The 12248-nt window shown below is 72.5% G+C and carries 12 protein-coding genes; 8 read left to right on the plus strand and 4 right to left on the minus strand.

Going from position 1 to position 12248, the window contains the following annotated elements:
* Window positions 1-320: 320 nt before the first annotated feature.
* From OIU81_RS29035 to OIU81_RS29065, 7 genes are all read left to right on the plus strand, one after another.
* The gene (locus tag OIU81_RS29035) at window positions 321-2858 is read left to right on the plus strand and encodes a sensor histidine kinase (RefSeq protein ID WP_329152494.1); all 2538 of its coding nucleotides are present in this window, start codon (window positions 321-323) and stop codon (window positions 2856-2858) included.
* Window positions 2855-3280, plus strand: coding sequence for a roadblock/LC7 domain-containing protein (locus OIU81_RS29040; RefSeq protein WP_329152497.1), 426 nt, complete (start codon window positions 2855-2857; stop codon window positions 3278-3280). The genes OIU81_RS29035 and OIU81_RS29040 overlap by 4 nt, the downstream gene beginning before the upstream one ends.
* Complete coding sequence (locus OIU81_RS29045; RefSeq protein ID WP_329152499.1) at window positions 3277-3618, plus strand: DUF742 domain-containing protein; 342 nt, start codon at window positions 3277-3279, stop codon at window positions 3616-3618. Before OIU81_RS29040 ends, OIU81_RS29045 begins: the two co-directional genes overlap by 4 nt.
* Window positions 3602-4204, plus strand: a complete 603-nt coding sequence (locus OIU81_RS29050) for a GTP-binding protein (protein WP_329152500.1) — start codon at window positions 3602-3604, stop codon at window positions 4202-4204. The genes OIU81_RS29045 and OIU81_RS29050 overlap by 17 nt, the downstream gene beginning before the upstream one ends.
* 310 nt (window positions 4205-4514) lie before the next feature.
* On the plus strand, window positions 4515-5423 hold the full coding sequence (locus OIU81_RS29055) for a S1 family peptidase (protein ID WP_329152502.1): 909 nt from the start codon (window positions 4515-4517) through the stop codon (window positions 5421-5423).
* Window positions 5424-5649: 226 nt separating this feature from the next.
* Window positions 5650-6594, plus strand: a complete 945-nt coding sequence (locus tag OIU81_RS29060) for a slipin family protein (protein WP_329152504.1) — start codon at window positions 5650-5652, stop codon at window positions 6592-6594.
* 501 nt (window positions 6595-7095) lie between these two features.
* Window positions 7096-8172: a S1 family peptidase gene (locus tag OIU81_RS29065; protein WP_329152506.1), complete on the plus strand. Its 1077-nt coding sequence runs from the start codon at window positions 7096-7098 to the stop codon at window positions 8170-8172.
* Between the two features lie 89 nt (window positions 8173-8261).
* On the opposite strand, the gene OIU81_RS29070 is transcribed toward OIU81_RS29065, so the two are convergent.
* Both OIU81_RS29070 and OIU81_RS29075 read right to left on the minus strand, forming a co-directional pair.
* A complete protein-coding gene (locus OIU81_RS29070) occupies window positions 8262-8702 on the minus strand; it encodes a subtilase-type protease inhibitor (RefSeq protein WP_329152508.1) in 441 nt (146 codons plus the stop codon).
* 413 nt (window positions 8703-9115) lie between these two features.
* Window positions 9116-9874: a TetR/AcrR family transcriptional regulator gene (locus tag OIU81_RS29075; RefSeq protein WP_329152510.1), complete on the minus strand. Its 759-nt coding sequence runs from the start codon at window positions 9872-9874 to the stop codon at window positions 9116-9118.
* A gap of 104 nt (window positions 9875-9978) precedes the next feature.
* Between OIU81_RS29075 and OIU81_RS29080 the strand changes: the two genes are divergently transcribed.
* Window positions 9979-10749 carry an SDR family NAD(P)-dependent oxidoreductase gene (locus tag OIU81_RS29080; RefSeq protein ID WP_329152513.1) on the plus strand — a complete coding sequence of 257 codons (771 nt, stop codon included), beginning with the start codon at window positions 9979-9981 and terminating at the stop codon, window positions 10747-10749.
* A gap of 54 nt (window positions 10750-10803) precedes the next feature.
* Here OIU81_RS29080 and OIU81_RS29085 read toward each other — a convergent pair whose 3' ends face one another.
* Both OIU81_RS29085 and OIU81_RS29090 read right to left on the minus strand, forming a co-directional pair.
* Window positions 10804-11127, minus strand: coding sequence for a nuclear transport factor 2 family protein (locus OIU81_RS29085; protein WP_329152516.1), 324 nt, complete (start codon window positions 11125-11127; stop codon window positions 10804-10806).
* Complete coding sequence (locus OIU81_RS29090; RefSeq protein ID WP_329152518.1) at window positions 11124-12158, minus strand: DUF3533 domain-containing protein; 1035 nt, start codon at window positions 12156-12158, stop codon at window positions 11124-11126. The genes OIU81_RS29085 and OIU81_RS29090 overlap by 4 nt, the downstream gene beginning before the upstream one ends.
* Between the last annotated feature and the right edge of the window lie 90 nt (window positions 12159-12248).

Raw genomic sequence — 12248 nt, forward strand, 5'->3', positions numbered from 1 at the left:
TAGCCGCCGCACGGGGGGTTCGTGACACATCTGGTGCAAAGAGGGTGGCGCGGCATCAGCTTACGCGCCCCATAGGGAAACTGACAGTATGAAGAACGTGACGGTAGGTATTTTACCGGCCTGATGTCGAAAAGTGGCCGGTGAAAGGCGGAGCGAACCCCCGGGTAGGTTCGTGCACGGGACCAGGGCAAATGCCAAAGGCGCCGGCGCACCACCGGGAAATAGGACGATGATCGGGTGACTGGCCCATCCGAGGGTCGTTGACACGGCAGCAGATCGTGATCTGCGCACCGCATCAACTTCCCTCGAAAGTTCTGTACGTGGAATCTCAGACCACCCGCGCCGGGTACCGGCGCCTCCGGCGGACGCTGACGGCCACCGTCGTGGCGCCGCGCACCATCCGCGCCAAGCTCATCCGCATCCTGGCCGTCTCCCTCGCGATACTCCTGGCCCTGCTGGGCTTCTCCGCGGCGCGACAGGTGGGCGACTACGAGAACGCCGGCATCACCGCGGCCGACGCCCGGCTCTCCGACGCCCTCCAGGGCTTCATCCATGAGCACCAGAAGGAACGCGGCCTGACCACCGGCTACGTCGGCGGCATCCGGGAGTTCCACGACCGGATGCTCGCCCAGCGCACGCTCACCGACGCCGCGCGCCGCACGGTGGACCACGCGCTCGCCGGCCGTCACGACCGCGCCGCCGGCGCCGTGCGCGCCGCCCTGGTCCGCGTCAACGCCCTGCGGGACATCCGCACCGCCGCGGACCGCGGCTCCGGCAAGGTCGAGCGCACCTACGACTACTTCACCGAGACCGATGTCGCCCTGAACCGGCTCGGGCTCGGTCTGGTCGAGGTCCGCGACGGCGAGCTGCGCTCCGACTACCAGGCGCTGCAAGTCCTCGGCACGGCAAAGGAGTTCACCGGCCAGGAGCGGGCCGTCGTGCTCGGCTCGCTGCACGCCCGGCGGTTCCACGGCGAGGACTACACCCGCTTCATGACCGCCCGCTCCGGGCGGCTGGCGGCCCTGGATTCCTATCCCGCGTGGGCCTCCGCGAAGCAGCGGCGGGAGGTGGACGAGGCGCTCTCGACCCCGGTCGCCCGGCGGCTCTTCGGCTACGAGAAGGTCATCGTCGAGGGGCGCGGCGCGATGCCGGCGCCCGCGACGGTGCCGCCGACCGCCTGGTACGACGCGGCGACCGCCACCATCAACGGGCTGCGCACCGTCCAGATCGCCCTGGGCGGGGACATCACGGACCGCGCCTCGGCCCTGCAGGACGAGGCCACCCGGACCCTGGTGCTCTTCGGGCTGCTGGCCCTCGGCTCGGTGCTGGCCCTCGGCGCGCTGGCCGTGGGCGCCGCCCGCTCGGTCTCCGGGCCGCTCGGCTCGCTCACCCGCCAGGCCCGTGAGGTCGCCGGCGAGCGGCTGCCCGACGCCGTCGCCCGGGTGCAGTCCGGGGACGGCTCGCCCGCACCTCCCGGCCCGCTGACCGTTCCGCGGGGTGCGGGCACCGAGGTCCAGCAGCTGGCCGACGCCTTCGACCAGATGCAGAAGGTGGCCTACGACCTGGCCACCGAGCAGGCCGTACTGCGCCGCAACGCCACCGAGTCGCTGGTCAACCTCGGCCGCCGCAACCAGAACCTGGTGCGGCGTCAGATCAGCTTCATCAACCGGCTGGAGCACGAGGACGCCGACCCGGGGACGCTGGCCAACCTCTTCGAGCTGGACCACCTCGCCACCCGGATGCGCCGCAACGCCGAGAGCCTGCTGGTGCTCGCCGGTGAGGCCAGCCCGCGCACCTCGGCCACCCCGCTGTCCGTCACCGACGTGATCCGGGCGGCGCTCTCCGAGGTGGAGGAGTACCGCCGGGTCACGCTGCGTCGGGTCGACGCCGGCTTCCTCAGCGGTGCGGTGGCCTCCGAGATCGCCCATCTGCTGGCCGAACTGGTCGAGAACGCGCTGAGCTTCTCGCCCCCGGACACCGAGGTGGAGGTCGAGGGCCGCCGCACCAGCGCCGGCTACCTCATCGCGATCGTCGACCACGGCACCGGCATGACCGCCCCGGCGATGGCCGAGGCCAATGTGCGGCTCTCCGGCATGGCCGGCTTCATGGCCGAACCGACCCGCTTCCTGGGGCACTTCGTGGTCGGCGCGCTGGCCCGCAGGTGCGGTATCGAGGTCCGGCTCGGCGAGGCACCGGCCGCCGGCACCGTCGCCCGGGTGCTCGTCCCGGGCAGCCTGATCACCGAGCCGTCCGCGGCGGCGGCCGCGGCGGACGCCCCCGGCACACGGGACGGGCAGCGGGCCGCGACGCCGGAGAAGAGCCGGCCGGCGGCCGGACCCCGCGCGGACGACGGCGCCGAGCGGCACGACGCGGCCGACGCCCCCGCCGAGCCGCAGCCCGCGGCCGGACCCGCCGCGGACGACCGGGCCGCCGAGGCGCTGCCGCACCCGCGCGCCTCGCAGGAATCAACGGCCACGACCCCAGCCGTGGCCACGACCCCGGCCGCGGCCCGCGGCTCGGCCGGGTCCCGTACCCGCAACGGGCTGGTCAAGCGCGCCCGGCGCAGCGCCATCCAGTCAGCGGTGAACGAGGCGGCGGCCCCGCGCTGGCAGCAGCAGGCCGCCCCCACTCCGGACCGCAGCCCCGACGAGGTGTCCGGCATGCTCGCCACGCTCCGCAGCGCCCATATGCGCGGCGGGATCAGCGTGGAGAAGGAGCGCGAGAAGGAACAGGCGACGGAACAGGCGACGGGCGCGGCGGAGCCCGGGCAGGACAGCGGTCGGGACAGCGGTCAGGACAGCGGTCAGGACGCCCTGCCGGAGACGGCCGGGACGGCGACGAAGGGTGACGAGAAGTGAGCGTCGATCTCCACAGCGATTCACAGACCTTCAACTGGCTGCTGGCCAGCTTCGTCCGCAAGACGGACGGGGTGCGCGACGCGGTGGCCGTCTCCTCGGACGGGCTGCTGATCGCGGTCTCCGACGGCCTGGGCCGGACCGACGCCGATCATCTGGCGGCGGTGGTCTCGGGCCTGTCGAGCCTGGCGCGCAGCGCCTCGCGCCGCTATGAGTTCGACGGCGTCAAACTCATCATGATCGAGATGGGCCGCGGCTTTCTGCTGGTCTCGGCGATCCGGGACGGCAGCTGCCTGGGCGTACTCGCCGACAGCACCGGCGAACTCGGCCTGGTCGGCTACGAGATGGCGGTGCTGGCCGAGCGGGCCGGGGATCTGCTCAACCCGGCGCTGATCGCGGATCTGCGGCAGGTCCTGCCGCGATGAGCGAGGAAGCCGATGCGGAGGAGCTGTTCGTCCGTCCGTTCATCATGACCGGCGGCCGGGCCGAGCCGATGCACGACGGGCTGCGCCTGGAGACGCTGGTGGTCGCCGGGCCCGACGCGTCGCTCGCGGGCCTGGAGTTCGAGCGTCGCCGGATCGTGGCGCTGTGCGCCCGGCCGACGATGGTGGCAGAGGTCGCGCAGAAGACCGGGGTGCCGCTGGGCGTGGCCAAGGTGCTCATCGCCGATCTGGTCGTCGCCGGACTGCTGGTCTGTCAACAACCCAAGGAGCTGCCGCTCCATGTCCTGGAGAGGATCAGGGACCATGTCAGGGCGCTCTGACAAAGCCGCACCGCTCGCCGTGAAGATCGTGATCAGCGGCGGTCTCGGCGTCGGCAAGACCACGTTCATCGGTGCGATCTCCGAGATCGAGCCGCTGGACACCGAGGCCGCCATCACCCAGGTCTCCGTCGGAGTGGACTCGCTGGCCGGGGTGGAGGACAAGACCACCACGACGGTCGCGCTGGACTTCGGCCGGATCACGCTCGACCCCACCCTCGTGCTCTACCTCTTCGGCACCCCGGGTCAGGACCGCTTCTCCTTCCTCTGGGACGACCTGGTCGAGGGCGCCCTGGGCTCGATCGTGCTGGTCGACACCCGGCGGATCGAGGACTCGTTCCCGGCGCTGGACTATTTCGAGGAGCGCGGCACCCCGTTCGTGCTGGCGGTCAACCGCTTCGACGGCGCCCGGCACTTCGAGCTGGACGAGGTCCGTGAGGCGCTGGGCATCGACTCCGGGGTCCCGGCGCTCGCCTGTGACGCACGGGGGCGCCGGTCCGTACGCGAGGTGCTGGCCGCGCTGATGGACGAGGTCGTACGGCGGCACACGGCCGGCGGCCCGGCGCGGGCGGGCGCGCTCGCCCGCTGACGGCAGGGGCGGGCGGACCGGCCGGACCGCCCGCCCCACGCCCGGCCGGACCGCCGCCCCGCACCCCGGACGTGAGTCGCCAACCAAGCCTCCGGAGAACGGTGTTGAGGGCCCCAACGGGGTGCCGTCCGTGTGCCGGACACAAGACGTGGGTGTCACCCCTCTTGCGCTGTGGGGGCGGTGCGCCCGACACTCCGCTCAGCGCTTGTCAGGGGCACGCCGAAAAGGGACGTGCGGATTCCGGCCTGCCCCTCGGCTGCGCCTCACGGGCTGCCCACCGGCGGCCTCCCGATCCCCCTCGGAGGAATCAGTGAGGAACGCGCGCACCAACCCCCACAGCGGCGTGGCGAGACGTACCCGGCTGATCGCCGTGGCGTCCGGACTGGTGGCCGTCGGAGCCATCGCCGTCCCCACCGCCAGCGCCCAGAACCCCGCACCCGCGAAGACGTTCAGCGCCACCCAGCTCAGCGCCGCCGGAAGCGCGGTCCGTGCCGCGGATGTCGCCGGCACCGCCTGGCGGGTCGACAGTGCCACCCACACCCTGGTCGTCACCGCCGACCGCACGGTCTCCCCGGCCGGGATCGCCAAGATCGAGCGGGCCGCCGGCAGCAACGCCGAGGCGGTCCGCATCGACCGCATCCAGGGCACCTTCCGCAAGTTCATCGCCGGCGGCGACGCCATCTACACGCCCAGCTGGCGCTGCTCACTGGGCTTCAACGTCCGCAGCGGCAGCACCTATTACTTCCTGACGGCCGGTCACTGCACCGAGGGCAGCCCGCCCTGGTACACCAACTCCTCGGACTCCACGAGCATCGGCCCGACCACCGGCTCCAGCTTCCCGGGCAACGACTACGGCATCGTGAAGTACACCAACAGTTCCCTGGCACACCCCGGGACGGTCGGCAGCCAGGACATCACCAGCGCCGGCACCCCCAGTGTCGGCCAGACGGTCACCCGCCGCGGCTCGACCACCGGCGTCCACAGCGGCAAGGTCACCGCGCTGAACGCCACCGTCAACTACGGCAGCGGCGACATCGTCTCCGGACTCATCCAGACCACCGTCTGCGCCGAGCCCGGCGACAGCGGCGGGCCGCTCTACTCCGGGACCAAGGCCCTCGGCCTGACCTCCGGCGGCAGCGGCGACTGCACGTCCGGCGGCACGACGTTCTTCCAGCCCGTCACCGAGGCGCTGAGCGCATACGGCGTGAGCGTCTACTGACGCCGGCCTGCTGACGTCCCTGCGGGCCGCGGGCCCCGGTCCGCGGGGACGTACGCACCGCGGACCGCCGGAGCCGGTTCCGGCGGTCCGCGGCGCGTCCCGCCCCTGTCCGCCGGCGGACAGGGGCCCTGCCCCGCCCACCGCGAGCCTCGACCGCCTTCCAAGCCGGGCATACCATGGTAAACAAGGCAATTCGGATGGCGCAGGGCACACCCAGGGAGCTGTGATGGTCGGAGAGCTGGTGGCGACCGGGGTGGCGCTGGCCTCGGTGGGTGCGGTGTATCTCGCCGCGGCGGCGCGGGTGGTCAAGCAGTACGAGCGCGGGGTGGTGCTCCGGCTGGGGCGGCTGGCCTCCGAGGTGCGCGAGCCGGGATTTACCATGATCGTTCCGTTCGTCGACCGACTGCGCAAGGTCAACATGCAGATCGTCACGATGCCGGTGCCCGCCCAGGAGGGCATCACCCGGGACAACGTCACCGTGCGGGTCGACGCGGTCGTCTATTTCAAGGTCGTGGACGCCGCCGACGCGGTCATCCGGGTCGAGGACTACCGCTTCGCGGTCTCGCAGATGGCACAGACCTCGCTGCGGTCGATCATCGGCAAGAGCGAACTGGACGATCTGCTGTCGAACCGCGAGAAGCTCAACCAGGGCCTGGAGCTGATGATGGACAGCCCGGCCATCGGCTGGGGCGTGAGCGTCGACCGGGTGGAGATCAAGGACGTCTCCCTGCCGGAGACGATGAAACGCTCGATGGCCCGCCAGGCGGAGGCGACCCGTGACCGGCGGGCCCGGGTGATCAACGCCGATGCCGAGCTGCAGGCCTCGAAGAAGCTGGCCGAGGCGGCCGAGGCGATGTCCGACCAGCCCGCCGCGCTGCAACTGCGGCTGCTGCAGACCGTGGTGGCGGTCGCCGCCGAGAAGAATTCCACCCTTGTCCTGCCTTTCCCGGTCGAACTGCTGCGGTTCCTGGAGCGCTCCGGGCTGCAGGCCCAGGCGGAGACCGCGGCGGCCGAGGCCGTGCGAGGGCGCGCGCAGCGGCCGGCCGCCCCCGAGGTGTCCGACGACTCGCCCGCGGCCGTGGAGCGTGAGGCGGAGGGCGAGCGGCCGCCGGAGCTGGAGGACCTCCCGGAGGCGGAGGACCTGCCGGACCGGACGGAGGACCTGACGTAGGGCGGAGAGCCTGCCGCGGGGGCGGCGGGTCTGTCGCAGGGGTGGAGGGCTTGCCGCGGGGGCTTGCCCCAGGGTGGAGTTGCCGGTTTTCCTGAGGTCCCGTTGGCCGCCGTATATGCCTGTTGATGCCGGTGTGTACGGCGGTTTCCGTTGTCCGGGGGCGGCTTCCGGTCGGCGTTTTCCGGCCAGCTATAGTCCTCACACGTGGCGAGGCCGCCGAGCTTCCGGACGCCCGCTGATGTCCGCACTCCGCACCGAGGGGCGCGGACACAGGTGTGACCGCCGTGTGGCGAAATGGTGAACTCCCGTATGTGAGACCGGTACTCGGTCTTGTGCACGAGTGAGGCGGATGGGGATACTCGGCCGCGCACACGTCGGCATGGACGCGGCTTCCAGGGATGCGGCATCCCGGGGGGACCGTCCGTGTATCCATCCCTCACTCTCCGGGCCCGGGCAACTCCCCACGGTTTCCGGGCTCTTCCCCCCACGGGAGGCCCCGAGTTGAAGCACCGTCGCATACCCAACCGACGCGCCGTGATCGCGGGTGCGGGAGCACTCGCACTCGCCGCCACCGCCACCGTGGCCCTGGCCAATGCCAACGCGTCCCCGGCGCCGCCTGCCACCCCCGCCCTCGCCAAGCTGACCTCCGCCGCGGCGACCGCCCTCGCCTCCCACCTCAAGACGGACACCGCGGGTGCGTTCTACGACGCCAAGGCCAAGAAGCTGGTGGTCAATGTCGTGAACCAGGCGCAGGCCAGGGCCGCGCGGGCGAAGGGGGCGGAAGCCAGATTCGTCAAGCACACCTTCGCCCAGCTCGACTCGGCCCGGCAGACCCTGAAGTCGAAGGCGACCATCCCCGGTACGTCCTGGGGGATCGACCCGCAGAGCAACAAGGTCGTGGTGACCGCCGACCGCACGGTCAAGGGCGCCAAGCTGGACCGCCTGGCCAAGGTCGCGCAGGGCCTCGGTGACAAGGTCGAGCTCCGGCACAGCAAGGGGGAGTTCAAACCCTTCATCGGCGGCGGCGACGCGATCTGGGGGAGCGGTGCCCGCTGCTCGCTCGGCTTCAACGTGGTCAAGGACGGCAAGCCGTACTTCCTGACGGCCGGCCACTGCGGCAACGAGATCAAGAGCTGGTCCGACCAGCAGGGCGGCTCGGCGATCGCGACCACCGAGGCCTCGACGTTCCCGGGCCACGACTTCTCCCTCGCCAAGTACACCGGCGACACCCCGCACCCCAGCGAGGTCGACCTCTACAACGGCAGCACGCAGAAGATCACCAAGGCCGCGGAGGCCACCGTCGGTGAGAAGGTGCAGCGCAGCGGCAGCACCACCCAGGTGCACGACGGCACCGTCAAGGCACTGAACGCCAGCGTCAACTACCAGGAGGGCACGGTCGACGGTCTGATCCAGACCGATGTCTGCGCCGAGCCCGGCGACAGCGGTGGCGCGCTCTTCGACGGGGACGCCGCGATCGGCCTCACCTCCGGCGGCAGCGGCGACTGCACCAAGGGCGGCGAGACCTTCTTCCAGCCGGTGCCGGAGGCCCTGAAGGCCTACGGCGCCGAGATCGGCTGACCGGTCCGCGGTCCGGGAGGCCCTGACCTGCCGGACATGACGATCCCCGGGCACCGCCGTCCGGTGCCCGGGGATCGCGAACGGTCCGGTCAGAAGTCGAACACCGAACCGCGGCCGTCGGTCATCGTGCAGGGGTTGGCGAAGGTGTAGCTGTACGACACCCGCTTGCCCTGCCAGACGCCGTCCGCGGTGACCACGACGGGAGCCCACTCCTTGGTACACAGTCGCTGTGACGGTGCGGCGGTCACCGCGCTGAAGTCGCCGGCCACCGTGCGCAGTTGGTCGCAGGCGGCTATCGCGTTCGGGTGGCTGCCGCCGGACTTCGGCATGCAGGTGAGCGTCACCGCACGCTGCACCGTGGCGGTCGCACGGCTGTCGCCCTGGCCCACCGTCAGCACCAGTTCACTCGGGGCATACAGGCCACCGGTCCGCGCGGGCTGCGCCGGGGCGGCCACGGCCTGCGCCGTGGTGGCCAGGGTGCCCAGAACCAGTGCCGCGCCGAGCGCGACCGCCCCAGTGATGTACCGCATGACGAACACTCCCTATCTCGAAGGTGCAGATACCGGACGGGAGTCTGGCCCAACCGCATCCCGAAAGCACCTTGAGTGCGCCTGAAGCGTTCACTTTGAGTCGTTGCTCGAAAGCTGAGGGTAATGGCGCGAACGGGCCGGAGAGGGTGCGGCAGGGGTGGGTGAAAGTGCCGTGCGGCCAGCGGGGTTGCCCCGTTCGCCATGCTCCTGGCAAGGGGTGGCGGTCTCCGGTGTGCCGGGATCCGGCCACCGACCGGCCGTTCGGGCGGGTTTCGATCTCCGGCGATTGGCCGAAGAGGGGGGCCGGAGGGTCCCTCCGAGCGGTGCCGGGCGTCCGACGAGGTAAGAACCGGCCCGCCACGGGTCGCCTTACCGGCCCGCCGGCGGCCCCTCGCCGCACGCCCCCCGGGGCTCTACCGGCCCGGTTTCTCCGTGCCTGCCGGCCCGTCGCCACGCCGTCCCCGCGCCGTGCGGCCGGACTTCTCCGCCCCCGCCCGTCCGCGACTCCCTGCCGGTCCGCGCGCCCCGGTCAGCTCCGGCATCCCCGCCGTCAGTGCCCGCATGCTCCGCGCCACCAGCTCCGCCGGCCCCCGGGGGCCGTCCGGCGGCTCGTCGCCCGCCGCCCACTGCTCGACGGCGACCCGCATCGCGGTGTTCGCGGCCGCCGCGGCCAGCCGTACCTCCAGCGGGCCGGCGCCGGTCAGCCGCTCCAGGACCGGCATCAGCGCCTCCTCGGCGTCGTGGTGCACCCGGTGCCAGACCGCGCGCAGCGCCGGGTCGCCCGGCATCGCCCGCAGCAGCCCGCGGGTCCGGCGCAGCGCCTCGGCGGCCGGCGCGTCCGCGGGGGTCAGCGCCCGGCGGGCCGCCCGCTCCAGCGCCTCGCACACGGGCGGCGCGTCCGGACCGGCCGGTGACGCCGCCAGATCGTCGACCCACTCCCGCACCCCGGCGGCGAGCAGCGGCACCACCGCCTCCTCCTTGGTGCGGAAGTAGCGGTAGAAGGTGCGCAGCGCGACCCCCGACGCGCGCGCGATCTCGTCGGCGGTGACGGCGGTGCCGCGCTCCGCGAACAGGGTGGCCGCGGTCCGGGCGATCTCCAGCTGGGTCTCGGCCTTGCGCCGCGCGGTGAGCGAGGGGCGGGGGAGCGGGGCGGGTCCGGGCGCCGGTGGCATGAGGTCAGCCTACGTGGCATGCCGTATCGGCACAGCATGTGACATTGGCACAATGTGCCACCTTGGGGTTAGCGTGCCGGAGACCCTGAGAACGGAGCTTGACCATGGATCGCTTTGACGGACGCCGCGTTCTGATCACCGGAGCCGGCTCGGGCATCGGGCAGGCCACCGTCCACCGGCTCCTCGCCGAGGGGGCCCGGGTGGTCGCCGCGGACATCGACGCGGAGGGGCTGCGGAGCACCGCCGCCCGCGCCGCCGGGGACGGGACGGCCGGCCGGCTGGAGACGGCGGTGCTGGACATAGCCGACGAGGCGGCGGTCCGCTCCGGCGTCGCCGCCGCGGTGGCCGGCCTCGGAGGTCTGGACGTCCTGGTCAACGCGGCCGGCATCCTGCGTTCCGCGCACACCCACGAGACCGGCCTGGACCTCTTCAACAAGATCATCTCGATCAATCTGACCGGTACGTTCCTGATGATCCGCGAAGCGCTGCCCGCCCTCCTGGAGGGCCGATCGCCGGTCGTGGTCAACTTCAGCTCCACGTCCGCCGCGTTCGCGCACCCGTACATGGCGGCCTACGCGGCGAGCAAGGGCGGCGTCCAGTCCATGACGCACGCCATCGCCGGCGAGTACGGCAAGCAGGGGCTGCGCGCGGTGTGCGTGGCGCCGGGCTCGATCGCCAGCGGGATGACCCACGGACGCGGCCCGGGGCTGCCCGACGACGCCGATATGTCCCTCTTCACCAAGCTCACCCCGGCCCTCGGTGAGGGCTTCGCGGCCCCGGAAACGGTCGCGGGCGTGGTCGCGATGCTCGCTTCGCAGGACGGTGCGTTCATCACCGGCACGGAGATCCGGATCGACGGCGGCACACACATGTGAGCCGGCCGCCGGCGGGCGGGGCGCCGCACGCGACGGCAGGCCGGGGGACGGGCCTCACGCCTGCCCGGTTTCGAAGCGGCTGACCTTGCCGTCCGCCACCGTGAACCTCCAGCGCGTCCGCATCTCGCCCCAGGTGTCGTTGCGGTAGTTGGCGACGAGGGACAGCCCCTGGTCCGATTCGGACTGCACGTCCAGGTGGCCCCGCGTGGCGAAGATCTCCCGGTCGCACCACTCCCGCAGATCCCGGTCGGATCCGTCGTCGGACATCGTGGCGTCGGCGGTCAGGGCGCCGAAGAACGCCTGCTCGTCATGGTTGTTGAGGGCCGTGACCAGGGAACGGACCGCGGGGTGGGACAGCCGGCCGGCGGAGATGGTCATGAGGGCGTCACATCCTTCGTGCGGAAGACCGACAGAGCGAGGGTGAGCAGGGTGCCGCCCACCGCCCAGGCGGAGAGCACCAGGAGCGGGCCGGTGAGGGCATTGCCCCGGAAGTAGGCGAGGGAGCGCGCCGCCCAGGTGCCCGCGCCCGGCGGCAGGGCGGGGCCGATGGCGCGCCAGAACGGGGGCAGCAGGGGGTAGGGGTAGGCGCCGCCCGCGCTCGGGTTGCCCAGGATGACGATCAGCAGGATCGCCAGGCCGATGCCGAGGATGCCCAGCAGGGCCTGGCAGGCCAGGGTGGTGGCGCCCACCGCGAAGACGACCAGGGCGCCCAGCCCCCACAGCCCGAAGAAGGTGCCGGGCAGGGCGTCGAGGACCGGCCCGACGACGAGCGCGCCGGCCAGTCCGGCGGCGATCGCGTACAGCGCCAGCGCGGCCAGCCGGATGACCGCCCGGTACCCGTTGGAAGGGCGCGCCCCGGCGCTGATCGCCAGGATCGCGGCGCACAGATAGCCGCCGACGCACCAGCCGACGACGAGGTAGAAGGACGACAGGCTGCGGCCGTCGCCCGGTGCGACCGGGCGCACGTCCACCGTGCGGACGGTGCGGTGCCGGGCCTTCTCCACCGGGCGGACGACCAGTTCGAGCGCCTGGGCGAGGGAGGTGCCGCCGCCACCGGCCACCAGCAGCCGGTCGGTGCCACCGTGCGGATCGACGATCAGCGCACCGGCGACCGTCCGGTCCGCGATCCGCTGCCGCGCCTGCCGCTCGGTGGGCACCGCGCGCGGGGCCAGGGGGGAGCCGGGCAGCCGGTCCAGGGTGTCCACCAGCTGCCCGCCGGCCGGTGCGGGGGCGACCACGGCGAGCGGCACCCCGGTCGGCCGGGGGTGGTGGAAGGCGCCGGTGTACGACGTGATGAACGCGGTCATCAGCCCCAGCACGCCGAGCACCAGCAGCGCGGCGTGCGGCGTCACCGCGCTCTTCACCTCCGCGAGGAAGGTGGTGCGGGTGCCGTCGTCCGTCGTGGCCATGGAGCGCTCCCTCCCACCTCGCGGCGGGCGGTCCGGTGCTTTTGTCCCCCTATCCTCCGGTCGGTGAGGGGGTCGTGCAGAGCGGGTGGG

It is taken from the genome of Streptomyces sp. NBC_01454, from assembly GCF_036227565.1.
Taxonomy (GTDB): Bacteria; Actinomycetota; Actinomycetes; order Streptomycetales; family Streptomycetaceae; genus Streptomyces.

Coding starts and splice junctions, on each gene's coding strand:
- OIU81_RS29045 (WP_329152499.1), top strand. CDS start 3,277: ATGAGCGAGGAAGCCGATGCGGAGGAGCTGTTCGTCCGTCCGTTCATC.
- OIU81_RS29050 (WP_329152500.1), top strand. CDS start 3,602: ATGTCAGGGCGCTCTGACAAAGCCGCACCGCTCGCCGTGAAGATCGTG.
- OIU81_RS29060 (WP_329152504.1), top strand. CDS start 5,650: ATGGTCGGAGAGCTGGTGGCGACCGGGGTGGCGCTGGCCTCGGTGGGT.
- OIU81_RS29070 (WP_329152508.1), bottom strand. CDS start 8,702: ATGCGGTACATCACTGGGGCGGTCGCGCTCGGCGCGGCACTGGTTCTG.
- OIU81_RS29075 (WP_329152510.1), bottom strand. CDS start 9,874: ATGCCACCGGCGCCCGGACCCGCCCCGCTCCCCCGCCCCTCGCTCACC.
- OIU81_RS29080 (WP_329152513.1), top strand. CDS start 9,979: ATGGATCGCTTTGACGGACGCCGCGTTCTGATCACCGGAGCCGGCTCG.
- OIU81_RS29085 (WP_329152516.1), bottom strand. CDS start 11,127: ATGACCATCTCCGCCGGCCGGCTGTCCCACCCCGCGGTCCGTTCCCTG.
- OIU81_RS29090 (WP_329152518.1), bottom strand. CDS start 12,158: ATGGCCACGACGGACGACGGCACCCGCACCACCTTCCTCGCGGAGGTG.